Here is a 19,165-nt window from a genome sequence, read left to right on the forward strand (position 1 = left end):
CTGGGTGACGCGGCATTAACTCGCCGGCACAGCCTGGCCCTCTGAGGTGACACTCGCTCCTACCCCAGGAGGATCGGAGTGCGGGCCGCCGGTGCTCGCACTCTCCGATGCCCGGCCCTCGAGAATGCGCTTCTTCCGCCGAGCGCTGAGACTAGCCACGAGAACCGCGGTCAGAAGCACCGCTCCATTGAAGATGGGGTCTACGTAACTCTGGGCCCCCAGCATGAAAAGTCCCGTCGTTCCGACCGCCAGCAAGTAGACCGCGACAAAGGTCCCCCACACGTTGTACAGACCGGGGCGAAACGACGTAGCGCCGAGGAACGCGGCGGCGAAAGCCGGCAAGAGGAAGGACTGCGCCGAGGTGGGGTGCCCCGCGCCGAGTCGTGCAACTTGGACGAAGCCGGCAAGCGCAGCCATCGAGCTCGACACCATGAAGGAGAACATGATGTAGCGCGCGACGGGGATGCCGACCAGGCGAGCCGCCTCTGGACTGCCCCCTACGGCGTACAGACGCCGGCCTACGGGCCGGTAGGCCAGGACAAACCAAATGATCACAGCAGCACCTAGGGCGTACAGAAACGGCAACGGGATGAACCCCGCGAGTCGCGTCTGCCCGATGTTGAGGACTGCGGGGGGGATCCCTTGGAAGATGATCTCGCCACCGGAGTACATGAGGACCAGTCCTGAGACGACCGTCCCGGTCCCAAGGCTGACAATCAGCGAATTCAGCCCCATGTAGCCCACGAGAAAGCCCATGAACAGGCCGATCCCTGCCCCGACAAGAATCACTGTCACGAGCACCACCGGCCATGGCATCTCGTTGCGCGACATGAGTCCAGCAGTCAGCATCACGGACAGGCTAGCCACGAACCCCGGGGACAGGTCGAAGTGCCCAACGATGAGCGGCACCATGATGCCCAAGGCGATCAATGACAGCACGGCGCTGTCGCTGAGTATTGATCCTGCGTTCTTGGTGGTCGCAAAGCTCTCCGGGCGGAGGGCGGCAAAGACCACGACTAGGACGATGAGGCCCCACACGAGGCCGTACTTGCCGATCGAAACGGGAAACTTCATGACGCCTGCATCCTTCCGGTGCCGTACACGGCGCGGTTGACGTTGTCGGTGGTCAGCTGTTGGCCCGCAAGCTCGTTCACGACGTGTCCACGGCTCATCACAACCACTCGGTCACAGTGCTCGACCAGGATCTCGACATCCGAGTCCATCACCAGCACCGCCAGGCCCCTGAGGCGCGCAGCAGCCCGGATCTGGCTGAGTATCTCCGCTCGGGCTCCGACATCAATGCCTTGAGTCGGCTCGTCGAGGATGAGAAACCTGAGGTCACGTCGCATCCACTTGCCGATGGCGACCTTCTGCTGGTTGCCGCCAGACAGGGTGGACATTGAGGCGTCTATGCCGTCCGACTTGACCAGGTGGCTGGCGACGACTTCGCGTGCTGCCGACCGTTCCAAAGCGCGGGAGACGCCGTAGCCAACCCGCAGACTGCGCAAGTCGGCAATGACCGCGTTGTCGGCCACGCTCAGCTCGAGGAAAAGCCCGTCCTTACGATCCTGAGGCACGTAACCGAACCCGCGCCCGACGTTGGCCCGGGCTCGCGAGCGGGTGACATCCACTCCATCGACCTCGATGGTCCCCTCCCGCACGTCCTGGAGCCCGAAAAGAAGGCGGCCCAGTTCAGATCGTCCGGAGCCCACCAGACCTGCGACACCGAGCACCTCACCGCGCCGTATTTGCAGGTCGACGCGACGCACCTTCTGACCTGTCAGGCCGCGGACGTCCACGCATACATCGGTCGAACCCAGCGCCGCGGTCCGTTCGACCGCAGCCGCCGCAGCTTCCCCGACGACCAGCGATGTCAACGAGTCGTGGTCAAGCTCGTCGGCCTCCCCATGGTGGACCACCACTCCGTCCCGCAGCACAGTGACCTCATCGGCAAGCTCCTCCACCTCCTCCAAACGGTGGGAGATGAACAGGATTGCTGTACCACGCCGCCGAAGTTTGGTCAGTTGGGACACCAACCGCCGCGCCGCCTCGGCCGGCAGTCGAGCCGTCGGCTCGTCCAGCACAAGCACACCGCCCGTCGAAGGCAGAATGGCAAGAGCGCGAGCCACTGCTACCAGCGTCTGCTCCACCGGCCCCAGCTCGCCTACGGCCTGCGAAGGCTTACAGTCGACTGACAGCTCCGCCAACGCCTCCGTGGCCCGCCGACGCTCCGCGCGCCAATCGATGGCGCCGGCCCTGGTGGTGAACCCCGTAACAAGGCCCAGATTCTCTGCCACCGTCAACGTAGGAACCAGCCCAAGATCTTGGTGAACGAACGCTATCTGCTGCCCCGCGTCAGCCGAAGTGTCGGCCCACTGCACCTCACCTGCGCTGGGAACGTGATACCCCGCCAGGACCTTCACCAAGGTGGACTTACCGCAACCATTCTTGCCTAGCAGGGCGTGTACGCGGCTCGGCCGAAGGACCAGGTCGACCTCCCGCAGAGCGGACGTCGCCCCGAACACCATCGAAACGTTTGCGGCCCGAACCACCCAGCCCGCCTCGGGGGTCGACGGAGCCGCCGACGTGCTATGTGCCCCCGCCTCGTGAGTGAACTCGCTCACGAAAGACCCCAAAGCTTCGCGTACTCAGACCGGAAGTCGATGTCACCCTGCCAGCCACTCTTCAACTCCTCGTCGGAAAGGGTGTCAATATTGGAGGCGTCGAACATTTTGGTCGGGATCTTCTGGTCCACGGCTTCTTCGCCTTGAAGCATGCGGTTCAGGTTGTCCACAACGGCATACCCTTCCCAATCACGCGGGTCAGCGGCGCAGACGACCTGAATCTTGTTCTCCTGGATGAGTTGCAGGTTCTCGCCATTACAGTCGAACCCCGCCCCACGAACATCAGCTGTTGTGGTGCCAGACGCTGTGAGTGCGCGCGACACCCGGCTCATGCAGGCATCGAAGCACCAAACCCAGTTGATGTCGGGATTGGCCTGCAGCGCTGCCGTGGCGAGCTCGGCGGGCTGAGTGTCCAGATTTGCAAGAGACCAATCCTTCTTCTCCATGTTGCAGTCCGGGCAAAGTGACGGATCTCCCAGAACCTCTTCAGAGCCCTTCAGTTGGCCGCCGTAAGCAATGAGGAGATCAGTGTTGTTGAGCATCAACGCGTCTACGGATCCATTCGACTTCCAGATCATGTAGTTGGCGAGCTGCTCGCCGTATCCAACCCAGTCATGCGATACGTCCGGGATCGAGTCAGGAGTGTTACGGAGGGCGCCGAGGGTGATCACGGGGATGTCCGCTGCCAACGCGCGCTGGAGCGACTCAGACACGGTGGTGGTGTCGACGAAGACCAGCGCGATCGCGTCGAAATCCGCGTCCACCGCCGCGTTGATGGCCTTGTTTTGCTCGGTTGGATCTCCCTTACCGTCGAAGACCGTGGCCGTCCAGCCGATGGCCTTACTGGCCTCCTGAATTGCAGCAGTCGGGCGGGCGGCTCCCTCCGAAGCCTGGCAGCACGAAACAACGGCTACCCGCTGGCCCGCCTGCGGCGCCGGAGCTGAGGCCGGTCCCTGCCATGTGGCCTCGGACGTCATCAAACCTTCGGCCACCTCTTTAGCCGCGGCAGCCTCGGGTACCAATTCAGAATCTGAGACCTCGCTGTCGGACCCCGCGGACTGCTCGGTAGCAGTGGTGCAGCCTGACCCCACCAAGACAACGACCAATAGGGCAGCGAACAGGGATACGACGCGGAGGCGTGCAGGCCTCATCGCGATCCGCCGGGTGACCTTCTTCATGACCTACTCCTCAAATTGCCTAACGGGATTGCCTGAATCCTGCATGCAGCACGCAGGAGTGTCAAGCGTCACATCTGCGCGCCCCCAGAGCCGGCCGACGGAGCAGAGCCGCCTCCCAGCGCCTCCGGTCGCTACTGAGCGCGGAGGACCCGACGCGATGGGAGGCGTTTAAGTCGCAGTACGGGAGTGTTTGGCCATGATGCTGAAGCTGCAGTTTCTTGGCATTTTGAGAGCCCTTCCCATCACGGTGCAGGCGGGACCCCGTCTTGGCGTCGGTTGGCGCTTAGGCGGCCGATTGCGAAGCCCGCAACGGACATGCCCCAGGTGCGGCGCAATCATCCACGAGGTGTGGCCACGTCCCGCGGGAAGACCGCGTCGCTGGTGCTCTCCGCAGCGCCGGCGGGCGGCGTCGGAGGAGGGACGAGCCTCCGCGAGCGGCGCAATTGGGATCGAGTACGTCCGGGTGGAGGCGGACCTCGACGACTGCGTGCGCGCCGTGCTCGAGTCGCCCGGGGCTTGTCGGCGCATCATCCGGGATATCCGTGAGGGTGCGACGAACGGGCGGCTGTCAGACGCGCGGTGGAGCAGCGTCGAGGCGGAGCTCCAACGGGTACGCCCGGCGCAGCGCGCGCGGTTGCGATGGGGCGCTCAATGACTCAGAGCGATCGACAATGGGTACGACGCGATGCAGCTGAAGGCGGCACACCGGATCGCGCACGTCGAGAACTGGCACGGGAACGGGAGCGCCAATTCGAACTCGTCGTCGCCGAGGTCCTCAACGTCCCTTCGCATCGAGACGTCCTGGTCGCCGGTTTGGAGCTACGTGCCGGCCGCTGCCTGCCTGAGATCCATGACGTCGGGTGCCGGGTGCCGTACGCACCGCCGCTGCCTGCGAACTCAGCGTCCGCGAGGCCACCCGGCTGCGCCAGCTGGCCAACGACGACCAACCGGATGACTCAAATAATCGCAACTGATCGGTCGCGATCGAAGACAGCGGCCATGGACGGGGTGCGTCACTCAAAGGCGGCCGCCCAATGAGGGACGCCGGAGTACGAGATGAGATCTGCGTCAGTGACCGATGTCAACCGTCGGTAGTGCAATGCGACCAGTAACAGGCCTCGGCCACCGTCGGCGGGCGCAGCTACCGTGGTGCGCCTCGGAGAGGAATGACATGGCTTCCACCGGACCACCACCGGGAACGCTGATGGCTGAGGGCGTCACCCGTCGTGGCGACTCCTGGCGGGCTCGCTACCGCCATCCTGGGACGGGTCGCCAGCACCAGCGGACCTTCGACAAGCAGGTCGACGCCGTGCGGTGGCGCCGGCAGCAGCTCGATGCTCTGGACCGGGGGCGCTGGGTGGACCCCGAAGCGGGCAAGGTGTCGTTCCTGAGCTACTTCGAGGCGTGGGGACGAGACCAGCTCTGAACCGACGGGACCCGCAAAGCGATGTCGCTCGTCGCCCGGTCGACCACTTTGCTGACGTTGACCTGCGCCTGATCCGTCCCAGCCACGTCGAGACGTGGGTGAAGTCCCTGACCATGGCGACCGCCACCCGGCCGCGTCTGCTCGCGCCGGGCACGATCAAGACCCGATTCGTCAACGTGCGCTCCGTGTTCCGAGCGGCCGTGCGCGACGGCATGATCGCGGTCGACCCGACCCTCCAGGTCCGGTTGCCGCGGCTTCGCCGTCGGGAGGCACCATGACGATCCCGACGCCCGAGGTCGTCCGCAGCATCCTCGAGGCATCAGAGCCGCGGTGTCGCGCGTTCGTGGGGCTCTGCGCCTTCGCCGGTCTGCGACTCGGCGAGACCGCGGCCTTGCAGGTCGGCGACATCGACTTCCTGCGTCGCCAGGTGCACGTGCGCAGACAGGTCCAGCGTCTCGACGGCACGGTCGAGATCAGGTTGCCGAAGTACAACTCCGAGCGCACGGTCCACGTCCCTGACGCGTTGCTCCAGATGCTCTCGGAGCACGCGGCACTGGGCCTGGCCTACGACTGGCTCTTCGCCGAGGTCGAAGACCTGCCGCCGCACCAGAACACCGTCGGTCACCGGTGGCGCACCACGCTCCGTAGGGCTGGCGTCGAGGACGTGCGCCTGCACGATCCGCGGCACTTCTACGCTTCCGGGCTGATCGCCTCGGGCTGCGACGTGGTAGCCGTCCAGCGCGCTCTGGGTCACACGAAGTCGACGACAGCGCTCACCACCTACGCCCCCCTGTGGCCCACCGCTGAAGACCGCGTACGGGACGCAGCCGCGCACCCGTTCGCCGAAGTCGCTGGCTCTGGTGAGGGCACAGTGACGGCAGGACGGGCCTAGGCGGCCCCAAAACACGGTCTGACCTGCACAAACAGAGTGTGCGCTCAAACGTTGAAGCGGAACTCCACGACGTCGCCGTCGACCATGACGTAGTCCTTGCCCTCGATGCGCACCTTGCCGGCCTCCTTGGCCTTCTGCATGGAGCCCGCGGCCATCAGGTCGTCGAAGGAGACGATCTCGGCCTTGATGAAGCCCTTCTGGAAGTCGGTGTGGATCACACCGGCGGCCTCGGGTGCGGTAGCGCCCTTCTTGATCGTCCAGGCCCGCGTCTCCTTGGGGCCGGCGGTCAGGTAGGTCTGGTGGCCGAGGGTGTCGAAGCCGACGCGGGCGAGCTTGTCCAGGCCGGACTCCTCGATGCCCATGTCGGCCAGCATCTCGCGCGCCTCGGCGTCGTCGTCGAGCTCGACGAGCTCGGACTCGAACTTCGCGTCGAGGAAGATCGCCTCGGCGGGGGCGACGAGAGCGCGCATCTTGTCGAGCAGGGCCTCGTCGGAGAGCTCGTCGGCGTCGCAGTTGAAGACGAAGATGAAGGGCTTGGCGGTGAGCAGCGAGAGCTCGCGCAGCAGCTCGCGGTCGGTGGCGGTGTCGATGACCGGCGTCCCGCCCTCGAGTGCGGTCAGCGCCGTACGCGCCGCGTCGAGGACGGCAGCCTTGGACTTGTCGCCGCGGACCTCCTTCTCCAGCCGCGGGATCGCCTTCTCGACCGTCTGGATGTCCGCGAGGATCAGCTCGGTCGCGATCGTGCCGATGTCGGAGGCCGGGTTGACCTCGCCGTCGACGTGGGTGACGTCCTCGTCGCGGAAGACGCGGGTGACCTGACAGATGGCCGCGGACTCACGTATGTGCGAGAGGAACTTGTTGCCCAGGCCCTCCCCCTCGGAGGCGCCGCGCACGATGCCGGCGATGTCGACGAACTCGACGGTCGCGGGCAGCTGCTTGGCCGAGCCGTGGATCTCGGCGAGCTTCGGGAGCCGGTCGTCCGGGACCCCGACGACGCCGACGTTGGGCTCGATGGTGGCGAAGGGGTAGTTCGCCGCAAGCACGTCGTTCTTGGTCAGGGCGTTGAAGAGGGTCGACTTGCCCGCGTTGGGGAGACCGACGATGCCGATGGTGAGAGCCACGGGCGGGGAGTCTACGGCGGCACGGACGCCTCCGCGATTCGTCGCCCGACGTGCCTCTAGGCTCGCGCCATGATCGAGGCACCCGACGCCGCACTGCTGCGCGACCCGCTCCACCAGGTGTCACCACGAGCGGTGACCTACTGGCGTGTCAGCGCCCTGATCGGGGCCGTGGTCGAGTGGGCGATCACGATTGCGGTCTACGCCTTCGCACTACCGGCGATCTTCGACGGGGAGCGCCCGCGGTGGGCCCTGCCGGTCCTAGTGTTCCTGCTCGTCGCGCCGCTGGCCCACGTGCTGTTCATGCCCCAGCTGCGCTTCCGGATCCACCGCTGGGAGGTCACTCCGACCGCGATCCACACCCGCGCCGGCTGGCTGAACATCAACAGCCGGGTCGCCCCGCTGAGCCGGGTGCAGACGGTCGACTCCACCCAGGGCGCCCTGATGCGGTTGTTCCGTCTCTCGTCGCTCACGGTCACGACAGCGTCCGCGGCCGGGCCCCTCACCATCGACTGCCTCGACCGCGACGATGCTCGACAACTGGTGGCCGAGCTGACCGAGATCACCAGCGCCAGCGAGGGCGATGCCACGTGAGTGCTGCGGAGACCCCGTGGCTCCGGCTCTCGCCGCGCAACCTGCTCATCGACCCGGTCAAGGTGCTGGGTCAGTTCGCCTTCCCCGCCGTGGTGACCCTCGTCGGCATCAGCCAGGGCGATGGCGGTATGCCGTGGTGGGCGCTGCCCTTCGTGGTCGCGGGGGCGGTGGTGGTCGGCGTCCTCCCCTGGCTCACGACCTTCTACCGGACCACCGACACCCAGTTCCAGATCCGCACCGGTCTGCTCAACAAGAAGATGAAGACCGCTCCGCTGGACCGGGTCCGCAGCGTGGACCTGGAGGCCTCCCTGCTGCAACGCCTGGTCGGCCTGTCCAAGGTGCAGATCGGCACGGGCGTCGACGACGACCGGATCACGCTGAACTCGGTCTCGCGCGCTGACGCCGACAGCCTCCGCGCGTTCCTGCTCGCCCGACGGGCCGCGGCAGTGGCCGCGTCCGCGACGCCGGCCACCTCGGGAATGGAGATGAGGCCGCCCCCGGTGGGCGAGCCGGCCGTCGGGCAGGCTGCGGACCGTACCGTCGAAGCGCCCCGGGTGCTGGCCCAGATCGACTGGTCCTGGCTGCGGTTCGCGCCGTTCAGTCTCGCCCGCCTGGTCGTCCTGGCCGCGGCCGTCGGTGCCCTCTCGCAGTTCGGCGACGAGCTGCCGGTGGCCGACGTGGCGGAGTCAGCCTGGTCATGGGTGCGGCAGTTCGCGCTCGCCGTCGTGATCGCTGGACTCATCATCGGCGGGCTCACGAGCTGGGTGATGATCGCGGTGAGCGGCTATGTCGTGCAGTGGTGGGACATGCGGCTGACCCGTGAGGCCGGGTCGCTCCACCTCACGGCAGGCCTCTTCACCACCCGGTCCATCAGCGTGGAGGAACAGCGCGTCCGCGGGGTCGAGATGAAGGAGCCCGTGCTGCTGCGGCTGGTCGGCGGAGCGGAGCTCTCCACCCTGGCCACCGGCGTGGGCTCCGGCGGTGTGACCGCCGTGCTGCCCCCGTGTCCGCAGGCAGTGGCCCGCTCGGTCGGGGCGGACGTCCTCGGGAGCAGTACGGCGATGAGCCTGCAGCTGACGCGGCACGGCCCGGCTGCGCGTCGGCGCTCCTGGACCAAGAACCTCTTGTCCACCGGCATCGTGCTGGCGGGGACGCTGCTCCTGATGATCTGGGTCGACCTTCCGTGGTGGATGCCCGCCCTCGTGGCCGTCCTCGGGTTCTGCCTGTCCGCGGTGGTGGCCGAGGTGTCCTACCGCCATCTCGGGCACGGCACCACCGACGAGCACCTCGTCATGGGGAGCGGCGAGGTGGCGCGCGTGCGCACCGTGCTCGAGCACGACGGCATCATCGGCTGGGTGCTGCACCAGTCGTGGTTCCAGCGACGGCTGCAGCTCGCCACCCTCGTCGCCACCACGGCTGCCGGCGCCGAGCGGGTGGTGGCACGTGACATTCCGCTGTCCGCCGCCATCCGACTGGCGGACCGCTGCACGCCCGGGGTGCTGAGCCACTGGCTGGCCTGACGGCCGGATCGTGGCCAGTTCGGGCACGGAACGCACGTCCTCCTAGGGTGAGGAGGTGCGCATCGCGACCTGGAACGTCAACTCCCTCCGCTCCCGCATCGACCGCGTCGAGGCGCTGCTCGACCGCCACGAGATCGACGTCCTGGCCCTGCAGGAAACCAAGGCGCGCGCCGACCAGCTGCCGTTGATGGGCCTGGAGGCACGCGGCTACGAGGTCGCCGTCGCCGGCTCCAACCAGTGGAACGGCGTGGCCCTGATCTCACGCGTCGGCCTCGATGACGTCACCGTGGGCTTCGACGGCATGCCTGAGTACGGCGATCCGTCGATCGCCGAGGCGCGTGCCATCGGCGCGACCGTCGGCGACATACGCGTCTGGTCCCTCTACGTGCCGAACGGACGCAAGCCCGACGACCCCCACTACCTCTACAAGATCGACTGGCTCGCCCGTCTCCGGGCCACTGCCAGCGGGTGGGTCGACACCCAGACCGCCCTGGTCGGCGACTGGAACATCTGTCCCACGGACGACGACGTCTTCGACGTCAAGCAGTTCGCCACGTCCACCCACGTCACGCCGCCAGAACGGGCGGCGTTCCAGGGTTTCCTCGACGACGGCTGGGTCGAGACGACGCGGGCGCACGCGCCGGGCTACACCTACTGGGACTACTACCGGCAGCGCTTCGAGCGTGACCGGGGACTCAAGATCGACTTCGTCGTCGCCACTCCCGCCCTCGCTGCCCGAGTGACCGGCGCGTTCATCGATCGCGACGAGCGGGACCCGGCGCAGGGCACCGGGTCTCCGTCGGACCACGCGCCGGTGATCGTCGACCTCATGTGACCGGCTGCGGCGTCTTGCGGATCGCCCAGGACATGGCGGCCGCGATCGCGCAAAGCCCGGCAGCGCTGTAGAACGCCGGGTCGTACCCGCCGGTCACGTCGCGTACGACGCCCGCCGCGGTTGCTGCGACCGCTGCCCCGATCTGGTGGCTCGCGAACACCCAGCCGAAGACGATCGGGCCGACACCGGGACCGAAGCGATCGCGGCACAGCGCAACCGTCGGCGGCACGGTCGCCACCCAGTCGAGGCCGTAGACGATGATGAAGACCCACATCGTCGGCGCGACGTGCGGCGACATCAGTGCTGGGAGCGTCATCAGTCCGACACCGCGCAGGACGTAGTAGCCCACCAGCAGCCGCGGGTCGACCTCGTCGGTGAGCCAGCCGGACGCGATGGTGCCGACCACGTCGAAAATCCCGACCACGGCGAGCAGCGAGGCGGCCGTCGTGGGCGGCATCCCGTGATCGTGCGCCGCCGGCACGAAGTGCGTGGCGATCAGGCCGTTGGTGGTCATGCCGCAGATCGCGAAGCCTCCGGACAGCAGCCAGAACGTACGGCTCCGCGACGCGTCGCGCAACACCGCCAGAGCACGGCCGGCGCTCGACCCGGCCTGCTGGTGGGGCGGCGGTCCCGGATCGGCTTCGGTGGCTCCGTAGGCACGCAGGCCGATGTCAGCAGGGTGGTTGCGGAGCAGGACCAGCGGGATGACGGCCACTGCCGCCCCGGCGGCCAGCAGCGCCGCCGTACGCCATCCGTGCTCGGTTGCGAGCCACGCCACCACGGGCAGGAAGATCAGTAGTCCGGTGGCGTTGCCGGCCGTGAGGATGCCGCTGACCAGGCCCCGGCGGGCGACGAACCAGCGGCTCGTGATCGTGGCCACGAAGGCCATCGACATCGACCCGGTCCCGAGCCCGACCAGCAGCCCCCAGCACAGGATGAGCTGCCAGGGCTCGGTCATGAACACCGTGAGACCGCTGCCGACCGCGACCATGACCAGCGCGAACGTCACGACCGGGCGGACGCCGAAGCGATCCATCAGGGCAGCGGCGCAGGGCAACATCACCCCGACGAGCATCAGGTTGAGCGAGACGGCCGAGCCGATCAGCCCGTGCGACCAGCCGAACTCCTCGTGAAGCGGCTCGATGAGCACGCCGGGCACTGGCGCTGCCGCCCGTCATCGGCTACGACCTGACCATCCCGCCCCAGGTCTTCTGCGAGGCCTCGACCCGGAGGGCCACCCGCTCTACGACATCCAGGTCGTCAGCATGGACGGGGGTCCGGTTGCCACGTCCCGGGGATATGCGATCGTCCCGTCGGCGGGGCCACAGGCGTTGACCACGGCACAGACCGTCATCGTCCCCGGCACCCGGGTCCCCGGTCCCCGCAGTGCGGGCACGCTGCCCGACGACGTGCGCGCCGCACTCGCCTCCGTGCCCGCGGACGCCCGGTGGGTGTCGATCTGCACCGGTGCCTTCGTACTGGCCGCAGCAGGGATCCTCGAAGGCCATCGCGCCACCACCCACTGAAGTACGCCGACGACTTCCGCCGCCTCTTTCCCGACGCAGCGCTCGACGAGGACGTTCTGTTCACCGACGACGGACGGGTCCTGACGTCCGCCGGCCTGAGTGCCGGGATCGACCTGTGCCTGCACATCGTGCGCAGCGACCACGGTGCGGCGGTGGCCAACACTGTCGCGGGCCACATGGTCGTGGCGCCGTGGCGCGACGGCGGCCAGGCCCAGTTCATCGAGCGTCACGTCGGGGACGGCCGCGTCACTGCGCCAGCACCTGCGCGCGAGCGTCGGCGTGTCACCCTCGACCTATCGGCGCACGTTCCGCGGCACCCACCTCGAACGGGTCTCCGTCCCGACGTCCCCCTGAGTGTCGGTGGCGTCCGCCACAGTGGAGGCATGGACACCGGCACCCTCCTCCCTCTGCTGCTGACACTGCTAGTCGGCGTCGGCCTCGGCACGCTCATCGGGATGCTGTGGGCCCGCTCCCGCGGGGTCGAGGCGCCGCCCCTCATCGCCGCCCTCGAGCAGCGGGCGGCCGACGATGCCGTGGTGCGCGACGGCCTCGACCGCCTGCAGGACCAGCTCAGTGACCTGTCCCACGACCGGGTCGCCTGGCAGGCCCAGCTCCACCAACAGGTGGCCGACATGCGTCTCTCGGCCGAGGGCCTGCGCCGCGAGACCTCCACCCTGGCCACCGCCCTGCGCAAGCCTCAGGTCCGCGGCCAGTGGGGCGAGCTCCACCTGCGCCGCACCGTCGAGCTCGCCGGCCTTGTCGACCACTGCGACTTCGCCGAGCAGGTTCGTTTCGAGGACGGCCGTCTGCGACCGGACCTCGTGGTCACCCTGGCCGGAGGACGCACAATCGCTGTCGACGCCAAGGCGCCGCTCGCTGCGTTCCTCGACGCCGCAGGCACCGACGATCCTGCCGAGCACGACCGCGCCCTCCAGCGCCTCGGCGAGCACGTCCGCAAGCACGTCAACGACCTCGGCTCGCGCCGCTACTGGGAGGCCATGCCGCAGACACCGGAGTTCGTCGTGCTCTTCGTCCCCAGCGAGACGATTCTCCAGGCAGCGCTGCAGGCCGTCCCCGACCTCGTCGAGCAGGCCGCTGCGAAGAACGTCGTCCTGGCCACGCCGTCGACGTTGATCGCGCTGCTGCGCACCGTCGCTCAGGGGTGGCAGCACGAGGTCCTCAACGCCCAGGCGCAGCAGGTGCAGCGGCTCGGCCAGGAGCTCCACAGCCGGCTGGGGTCCATGGCCACCCACCTCGACCGGGTGGGCCGGGCACTGGGGGCGGCTGTTGCGGCGTACAACGCCGGCGTCGGGTCCTTGGAGGGTCGGGTTCTGGTGACGGCACGACGGTTCTCGGACCTCGGGGTCACCGCGGACGACCTGCCGGCCCCGCGACAGGTCGAGGCGGCTCCGCGCCGCCTGAGTGCACCGGAATTCGGGGCAGACGACGTGTCGGCGGGTGTTCTCCACACTGACGACCTCCACACTGACGACCTGGACCGGGATGACTTCGAGGTGGACGACTTCGAGGCGCTGGGTGAGGTGGCGAGACCAGGCATCGCCGACGCCATGTTGTTCAACAGCGCACCCGAGGCCGACGGACCGAGGATCCGCCGTGCCTGAGGCCGGGGCACGGACCGTTGCCTCCCCGCGGCGCGGCGCCGATGAGCCACGAGTTCCCGGTCCTACGTTGTTGCCCGTGAGCCAGACCGGATCCGTGTGGACCGAGGGTCTCGAGCCCGGCCGCCAAGCGGTCGCGCTGGGAATCGCCGTCGCCCTGACGATCGTGGCCGTCAACGTGACCCTCGTCGGCGAGCTGAGCTTCTTCTTCGACCTGTGCTTCATCGTGCTCTGCCTCGGGCTCGCGCTGGTCGTCAAACCGCACGACTTCTTCACCGTCGGGGTGCTGCCCCCGTTGATGATGCTGGCCGTCGTCACCCTGCTGGGTGCCGTCGCCCCTGAGACCGTCGCCGACAAGGGGGACGGGATCGTGCAGGCCGTCGTCTCCGGTCTGGCTCACCACAGCGGCGCCCTGGTCGCCGGCTACGCGCTGTGCCTCGGCACGCTGGCGCTGCGCCAACGCACGCGCCGCCGTGACGCTGCGCGCGTCTGAGTCCGGACCCGCTCGAGGCGGATGCCGGATCAGGCCTCGAAGCGCTCCACGTCGCCCGCGCCGCGGCGGACGACCTCGGGATCCGCACCCGACCAGTCGATGACCGACGTCGGCTGGGCGGGCGTCTCCCCCGCCTCGATCACGATCTCGACGACATGGTCGAGCTCTTCCTTGATCTCCCAGCCCATCGTGCGCGCCTCATCCTCGCCCGGGAGGATCAAGGTGCTGGTGAGGATCGGCTCGCCGAGCTCCTCGAGGATCGCGCAGACGAGCGCGTGGTCCGGGATCCGGACGCCCACCGTTCGCTTCTTCGGGTGCATGAGCCGCTTCGGCACCTCCCCGGTCGCCGGCAGGATGAACGTGTATGGCCCCGGGGTGACCGCCTTGATGGCCCGGAACGCGGCGTTGTCGACGTGCACGAAGTGTCCGAGCTGGGCGAAGTCCTTGCACATCAAGGTGAAGTGATGACGCTCGTCGAGCCCGCGGATCGCCAGGATCCGGTCGCGCCCGTCGCGGTTGCCGAGCTGTGCCCCCAGGGCGTAGCCGGAGTCGGTCGGGTAGGCGATCAGGGCATCGCCTCGCAACGCATCAACGACCTGAGCGACCAATCGGGGCTGAGGGTTCTCAGGGTGGATGTCGAGATAACGCGCCATCGGGACGCTCAGCCGTTCTGGGCAGCGCGCATGTCACGGCGCAGCTCAGGAGGCAGCGCAAAGATGAGGGATTCCTCTGCGGAGTGGACAGCACGCGCAGCGGGATAGCCACGCTCGGTGAGGAAGGCCAGGACACCGTCGACGAGGTTCTCGGGCACCGAGGCTCCCGACGTCACCGACACGTTGGAGACCCCGTCCAGCCAGGACTCATCGATCTCGGTGTAGTCGTCGACGAGGTAGGAAGCCTTGGCGCCCGTCTCGAGAGCGACCTCGACCAGGCGGACCGAGTTGGACGAGTTGCGCGAGCCGACGACGATCACGAGGTCCGCGTTGGGCGAGATCTCCTTGACCGCGAGCTGACGGTTCTGGGTGGCGTAGCAGATGTCGTCGCTGGGCGGGTCGAGCAGCAGCGGGAACTTCTCCCGGATCGCGGCCACCGTCTCCAGGGTCTCGTCGACCGACAGGGTGGTCTGCGAGAGCCAGGCGACCTTGGCCGGGTCGCGGACGACGATGCCGGCGACGTCAGCCGGGCTCTGGACGAGCTGGATGTGGTCCGGCGCCTCACCGGCGGTGCCCTCGACCTCCTCGTGGCCCTCGTGGCCGATGAGGAGGATGTCGTAATCGTCGCTGGCGAAGCGCTTCGCCTCGTGGTGCACCTTGGTGACCAACGGGCAGGTCGCGTCGATGGTCTTCAGACCCCGCTCAGCCGCTTCGGCATGGACCGCGGGCGAGACGCCGTGGGCCGAGAACACGACGGTCTGCCCCACGGGGACCTCGTCGAGCTCCTCCACGAAGATGGCGCCGCGGGACTCCAGGTCGGCCACCACGTGCTTGTTGTGGACGATCTGCTTGCGGACGTAGACCGGTGAGCCGTAGAGGTCGAGCGCCTTCTCCACCGTGATGACCGCCCGGTCGACGCCGGCGCAGTAGCCGCGGGGCGCTGCGAGCAGCACTTCACGCGCGGCGGCCGGGTCGAGGACGGGCGGCAGGCCCAGGTCGGTCGTCATGGGCCGAGTCTAGAAGGCGGGCGGCTGATCGGCGATGTCGGCGCCGTCCCCTACTCTCGCCTGCGTGCCCTCCCTGCGCGACGCGACCCCGGAGTCCCCTGCGCCCGTCCGCGCCGTGGCCAACGCGGTGAGCCAGTGGATCGACCGGCTGGGCGGCGTCTGGGTCGAGGGTCAGCTCGCCCAGATCAGCCGACGGCCAGGGATCAACACCGTCTTCATGACCATGCGCGACACGCATGCCGACATCTCGATGCCGCTGACGTGCCCGCGCACCTTGTTCGACTCGCTCAACCCACCGCTGGTCGAGGGCGCGAGCGTGGTCGTCCACGCGCGACCTTCTTACTACGCCAATCGCGGCACCTTCTCCCTGCACGCCCGGGAGATCCGCATGGTCGGTCTGGGCGAGCTCCTGGCGCGGATCGAGCGTCGGCGCCAGCTCCTGGCCGCCGAGGGCCTCTTCGCGCCGGAGCTCAAGCGCGGCCTGCCCTTCCTGCCCGGACGGGTCGGCCTGGTCACCGCTCCCAACAGCGCTGCGGAGCGCGACGTGCTCGACAACGCGCGCCGGCGCTGGGCCGCTGTCGAGTTCGAGGTGGCATACGCAGCCATGCAGGGCACCCGCTGCGCCGCCGAGGTGATGGAGGCGCTGGACAAGCTGGATCGTCACCCGGACGTCGACGTGATCGTGATCGCACGTGGGGGTGGATCGGTCGAAGACCTGTTGCCGTTCTCCGACGAGGCGTTGATCAGGGCCGTCCACCGGGCGCGCACCCCGGTGGTGTCGGCCATCGGGCACGAGCCGGACTCGCCCCTGCTCGACCTGGTCGCCGACGTCCGCGCCTCGACGCCGACCGACGCGGCCAAGCTGGTCGTCCCCGACATGGCCGAGGAGCTGCGCGGAGTCATCTGGGCGCGCGACCGGTTGCGCCAGGTCGTCGGCCAGCTCGTCGAGCGTGAGCAACGCGGGCTCGACGACCTCCGCGGACGGCCCGTCATGCGCGATCCGCGCACCATCCTGGACGTCCGCTCCGACGAGGTGACCGAGCTGCGCGAGCGCGCCCGCCGCCACCTCGCGCACCGCCTCGACCGGGCGGCTGACGACATCGGGCACCACCGGGCGCGAGCACAGTCCCTCTCGCCCCTCGCGACACTGCAGCGCGGATACGCCGTGGTCCAAGACGCCGACGGTCACGTCGTGACCAGCGTCGACGAGGTTTTGGCCAAGCAGAAGCTCAGCATCCGTGTCGTGGACGGCCGCATCGCGGCCACGGCCAGCAGCACCGAAGCGATCAGCCCACCCACACCTGCCGATCAGAAGGAGACCGGAGATGAGTGACGACAACCCGTCCTACGAGGCGGCCCGCGAGGAGCTCATCGAGGTCGTGCGCACCCTCGAAGCAGGCGGCACCGGCCTCGAGGAGTCGTTGGCGCTGTGGGAGCGCGGGGAGAAGCTCGCCACGACGTGCCAGCAGTGGCTCGACGGTGCCCGCGCACGACTCGACGCGGCGAGGTCCGACGACGACCCCGAGTGAGGCGCCATAGTGAGCGCCCCACGACGGGGAGAGAATTGATGAGATCCGGGTGCACCGCTGCGGCCGTCCTGCTCGTCGCTGTGGCGGGCTCGGCGTGCACGAGCGCGGAGAAGAATGTCCCAACCTCCGCGTCCGCCTCACCTACCGGCGACAGCACCCCTGCGATGCCCCAGGACGGAGCCTCGCCACCACGCCTGAAAGATCTGGACGTCGGGGCGAAGCCGAAGCTGGCGTAGGTCGACGACGGCATGATGGTCACTCCCGGGGGCACGAGGATCGCGTCACCCTTCAAGTACACAAGCCTCCGCCTCTCGGACAACGCGGTCCCGCTCGTCTACGGCCCGTCGAAGGGCGGCCGTGCGTACTCGGTCTACCAAGTCCTGGAGGGGTGGCGTGGTTCGCTGCGACTGCTCACCGACGACGGTTCCACGCCGGTGATCAGCCCGGACGGCAGGTTCGTGGCGTGGCAGCTCGCGACTTCGGCGGACGGCTACGCGAGGGTCGCGGGTTGGGATGTCGAACGCCGCACACCGCTAGCGCACACCGTCACGTTCCCGTTCAAGCCGACGTGCTGCGACAACCCGTTGACGCTGAATGCGGTCGACAACCAGGGCCGCGTCTTCGCCACCGGCGGTGGTGTTGCCTGGCTCGCTCCGCTCAGGAGCGGCGGCAGGGTCGCCCCCATCCAGGGCCTCCGCCGCTGGTATTACATCGAGAGCGTCGCCGGCGACGGCTTGATCCTGACCAGCAACAGGCGTGCGGTCGTCGGTCGCCTGCGTTCCCGCACCTTCATCGAGTCCCAGACAAGGATCGGAGGGGCCGCCGGAGGCAGCTTCTCAGCGACCGGTGGGTCGCTCGCCTACCACGACCGCGACGGAGGCGTCCGCGTCCGCGACTCGGCCTCGGGTGACGTCCAGACCATCGCTCCGCCCCCCGGTGGCCGGTTCGGCCCGGTCACGTGGGAGGACTCGACGCATGTGCTGCTCGAGACCGTGGTGGGTGAGACCGGCCGACGCACTGCGTGGGTGCGGTGCTCTGTGGACGTACTCGACTACGAAATCGCGCTCCCTGCCGGCCGCACGTACACGTTCCCGTTCTGAGGGCGGTTGCCTCGGGCCACTTTCGGTCCACAATCTGCGGTGCGGACGTCTCTCTGGCCGTATGTGGATGACTCGAACAGGTGTTCGGCAATTGTTCGTAGAGTCCTGGCATGTCCACCACCCGCGACCAGAGCCAGCTCCCGCTGCTGGACGTTGTCGCGGGCATCGCCGGCGAGCTCGACAAGGCGGCCACGTTCAACCCCACGTTCGTGCCGGCAGGCGACAAGCCCACCGCCCTCCGCGAGCTGTCCACGATCATCACCCGCACCCAAGGACTGCTGTTGTCGGTGCTGGCCGCGTCCGGTGACGTCGCCGACGAGACCGGTGCCCGCACCGCTGGTGCGTGGTACGCCGCAGCGACCCGCCACGACCACCGCCCCGCCACCGCCCTGGACCGCCTCGCCTCCTCGCTCGACCGTGACTACCCCCACCTGTCCGCGGTTGTCCCGGCCGGCCGGGTCAACCTCGACCAGGCCCACCTCATCACCCACGCCCTCGACGACCTCCCCACCGACCCTACGATCACGCCCGAGGTCCGGACGCGGGCCGAGCTGCACCTCATCGATCTCGCCGACGACTAGGCCCCCACCCCCAGCCCACGGCGGCACCGCCACCACCGTCACCGTCCACCTGCGCCTCGACCACCTCACCGCCGACCTCGAGACCGCCGGCGTCGCGACCCTCGAGACCGGCGACGCCATCACCGCAGGACAAGCACGCCGCCTCGCCTGCCAAGCCAAGACCCTGCCCGCCGTCCTCGGCGGCACCTCCGAAGTCCTCGACCTCGGCCGCACCCGCCGCCTCCACTCCAGCGCGCAACGCAAAGCCATCCGACTGAGCCACCCCCACTGCCAGGCCGACGGGTGCACCGTCCCCGCCGCCTGGTGCGAGACCCACCACCGTGACCCCTGGAGCCACGGCGCCAAGACCGACCTCACCAACGCCGCACTGCTCAGCACCCCACCACCACCACCGAGCCCACCACACCCGCTACCTCACCCCACCGCCTCCCCCACGGCGACTACCGCTTCCACCGACGAACCTAGGCCGA

21 protein-coding genes are annotated in these 19,165 nt (G+C 68.5%); 14 read left to right on the forward strand and 7 right to left on the reverse strand.

Going from position 1 to position 19,165, the window contains the following annotated elements; genetic code table 11:
• Window positions 1–15: 15 nt before the first annotated feature.
• From JWN68_RS07390 to JWN68_RS07400, 3 genes are read right to left on the reverse strand one after another with little or no spacing between them, the layout of a single operon-like run.
• Window positions 16–1,074: an ABC transporter permease gene (locus tag JWN68_RS07390; RefSeq protein ID WP_297736913.1), complete on the reverse strand. Its 1,059-nt coding sequence runs from the start codon at window positions 1,072–1,074 to the stop codon at window positions 16–18.
• Window positions 1,071–2,624, reverse strand: coding sequence for a sugar ABC transporter ATP-binding protein (locus JWN68_RS07395; RefSeq protein ID WP_297736917.1), 1,554 nt, complete (start codon window positions 2,622–2,624; stop codon window positions 1,071–1,073). The genes JWN68_RS07390 and JWN68_RS07395 overlap by 4 nt, the downstream gene beginning before the upstream one ends.
• The gene (locus JWN68_RS07400) at window positions 2,621–3,802 is read right to left on the reverse strand and encodes a sugar ABC transporter substrate-binding protein (protein WP_297736921.1); all 1,182 of its coding nucleotides are present in this window, start codon (window positions 3,800–3,802) and stop codon (window positions 2,621–2,623) included. The genes JWN68_RS07395 and JWN68_RS07400 overlap by 4 nt, the downstream gene beginning before the upstream one ends.
• Before the next feature lie 1,171 nt (window positions 3,803–4,973).
• Between JWN68_RS07400 and JWN68_RS07405 the strand changes: the two genes are divergently transcribed.
• The 3 genes from JWN68_RS07405 (at window position 4,974) to JWN68_RS07415 (ending at window position 6,120) form a co-directional block, all read left to right on the forward strand.
• The gene (locus JWN68_RS07405) at window positions 4,974–5,228 is read left to right on the forward strand and encodes a hypothetical protein (RefSeq protein WP_297736924.1); all 255 of its coding nucleotides are present in this window, start codon (window positions 4,974–4,976) and stop codon (window positions 5,226–5,228) included.
• A gap of 98 nt (window positions 5,229–5,326) precedes the next feature.
• Window positions 5,327–5,506: a hypothetical protein gene (locus JWN68_RS07410; protein ID WP_297736927.1), complete on the forward strand. Its 180-nt coding sequence runs from the start codon at window positions 5,327–5,329 to the stop codon at window positions 5,504–5,506.
• On the forward strand, window positions 5,503–6,120 hold the full coding sequence (locus JWN68_RS07415) for a site-specific integrase (RefSeq protein ID WP_297736931.1): 618 nt from the start codon (window positions 5,503–5,505) through the stop codon (window positions 6,118–6,120). The genes JWN68_RS07410 and JWN68_RS07415 overlap by 4 nt, the downstream gene beginning before the upstream one ends.
• A 44-nt stretch (window positions 6,121–6,164) precedes the next feature.
• On the opposite strand, the gene ychF is transcribed toward JWN68_RS07415, so the two are convergent.
• On the reverse strand, window positions 6,165–7,241 hold the full coding sequence (ychF, locus tag JWN68_RS07420) for a redox-regulated ATPase YchF (protein ID WP_297736935.1): 1,077 nt from the start codon (window positions 7,239–7,241) through the stop codon (window positions 6,165–6,167).
• A 69-nt stretch (window positions 7,242–7,310) separates the two neighbouring features.
• Here ychF and JWN68_RS07425 point away from each other — a divergent pair, with 69 nt between their 5' ends.
• Genes JWN68_RS07425 through JWN68_RS07435 form a run of 3 tightly spaced genes read left to right on the forward strand, consistent with a single transcriptional unit; the run spans window position 7,311 to window position 10,187 of the window.
• Window positions 7,311–7,832, forward strand: a complete 522-nt coding sequence (locus JWN68_RS07425) for a PH domain-containing protein (RefSeq protein WP_297736939.1) — start codon at window positions 7,311–7,313, stop codon at window positions 7,830–7,832.
• A complete protein-coding gene (locus JWN68_RS07430; protein ID WP_297736942.1) occupies window positions 7,829–9,352 on the forward strand; it encodes a PH domain-containing protein in 1,524 nt (507 codons plus the stop codon). Before JWN68_RS07425 ends, JWN68_RS07430 begins: the two co-directional genes overlap by 4 nt.
• Before the next feature lie 55 nt (window positions 9,353–9,407).
• Window positions 9,408–10,187 carry an exodeoxyribonuclease III gene (locus tag JWN68_RS07435; protein ID WP_297736945.1) on the forward strand — a complete coding sequence of 260 codons (780 nt, stop codon included), beginning with the start codon at window positions 9,408–9,410 and terminating at the stop codon, window positions 10,185–10,187.
• On the opposite strand, the gene JWN68_RS07440 is transcribed toward JWN68_RS07435, so the two are convergent.
• Window positions 10,180–11,337 carry an MFS transporter gene (locus tag JWN68_RS07440; RefSeq protein WP_297736949.1) on the reverse strand — a complete coding sequence of 386 codons (1,158 nt, stop codon included), beginning with the start codon at window positions 11,335–11,337 and terminating at the stop codon, window positions 10,180–10,182. The two genes, JWN68_RS07435 and JWN68_RS07440, sit on opposite strands and share 8 nt — an antisense overlap.
• Here JWN68_RS07440 and JWN68_RS07445 point away from each other — a divergent pair.
• The 3 genes from JWN68_RS07445 (at window position 11,330) to JWN68_RS07455 (ending at window position 13,825) form a co-directional block, all read left to right on the forward strand.
• Window positions 11,330–11,713, forward strand: coding sequence for a DJ-1/PfpI family protein (locus JWN68_RS07445; protein ID WP_297736952.1), 384 nt, complete (start codon window positions 11,330–11,332; stop codon window positions 11,711–11,713). The genes JWN68_RS07440 and JWN68_RS07445 overlap by 8 nt on opposite strands.
• Window positions 11,635–13,335 carry a DNA recombination protein RmuC gene (gene rmuC, locus JWN68_RS07450; protein ID WP_297736956.1) on the forward strand — a complete coding sequence of 567 codons (1,701 nt, stop codon included), beginning with the start codon at window positions 11,635–11,637 and terminating at the stop codon, window positions 13,333–13,335. The genes JWN68_RS07445 and rmuC overlap by 79 nt, the downstream gene beginning before the upstream one ends.
• Window positions 13,336–13,411: 76 nt before the next feature.
• Window positions 13,412–13,825 (forward strand): DUF6542 domain-containing protein, encoded by a 414-nt coding sequence (locus tag JWN68_RS07455; RefSeq protein WP_297736959.1) that lies wholly within the window; start codon window positions 13,412–13,414, stop codon window positions 13,823–13,825.
• Between the two features lie 29 nt (window positions 13,826–13,854).
• Here the strand turns inward: JWN68_RS07455 and JWN68_RS07460 are convergent, their stop codons facing one another.
• The gene (locus JWN68_RS07460; RefSeq protein ID WP_297736962.1) at window positions 13,855–14,478 is read right to left on the reverse strand and encodes an L-threonylcarbamoyladenylate synthase; all 624 of its coding nucleotides are present in this window, start codon (window positions 14,476–14,478) and stop codon (window positions 13,855–13,857) included.
• 8 nt (window positions 14,479–14,486) lie between these two features.
• Window positions 14,487–15,485, reverse strand: coding sequence for a 4-hydroxy-3-methylbut-2-enyl diphosphate reductase (locus tag JWN68_RS07465; protein ID WP_297736964.1), 999 nt, complete (start codon window positions 15,483–15,485; stop codon window positions 14,487–14,489).
• 64 nt (window positions 15,486–15,549) lie between these two features.
• Between JWN68_RS07465 and xseA the strand changes: the two genes are divergently transcribed.
• The 5 genes from xseA to JWN68_RS19260 all read left to right on the forward strand — a co-directional run.
• Complete coding sequence (gene xseA, locus JWN68_RS07470; RefSeq protein ID WP_297736966.1) at window positions 15,550–16,818, forward strand: exodeoxyribonuclease VII large subunit; 1,269 nt, start codon at window positions 15,550–15,552, stop codon at window positions 16,816–16,818.
• Window positions 16,811–17,014 (forward strand): exodeoxyribonuclease VII small subunit, encoded by a 204-nt coding sequence (locus JWN68_RS07475; protein ID WP_297736969.1) that lies wholly within the window; start codon window positions 16,811–16,813, stop codon window positions 17,012–17,014. Before xseA ends, JWN68_RS07475 begins: the two co-directional genes overlap by 8 nt.
• 248 nt (window positions 17,015–17,262) lie before the next feature.
• Window positions 17,263–18,114, forward strand: a complete 852-nt coding sequence (locus JWN68_RS07480; protein ID WP_297736972.1) for a hypothetical protein — start codon at window positions 17,263–17,265, stop codon at window positions 18,112–18,114.
• Between the two features lie 110 nt (window positions 18,115–18,224).
• The gene (locus JWN68_RS07485) at window positions 18,225–18,695 is read left to right on the forward strand and encodes a DUF222 domain-containing protein (RefSeq protein ID WP_297736974.1); all 471 of its coding nucleotides are present in this window, start codon (window positions 18,225–18,227) and stop codon (window positions 18,693–18,695) included.
• Between the two features lie 49 nt (window positions 18,696–18,744).
• On the forward strand, window positions 18,745–19,165 hold a 421-nt coding region (locus tag JWN68_RS19260; RefSeq protein ID WP_366519763.1), incomplete at its 3' end, for an HNH endonuclease signature motif containing protein.

The organism is Nocardioides sp., from assembly GCF_025964975.1.
In the GTDB taxonomy this organism is placed as follows: Bacteria; Actinomycetota; Actinomycetes; order Propionibacteriales; family Nocardioidaceae; genus Nocardioides.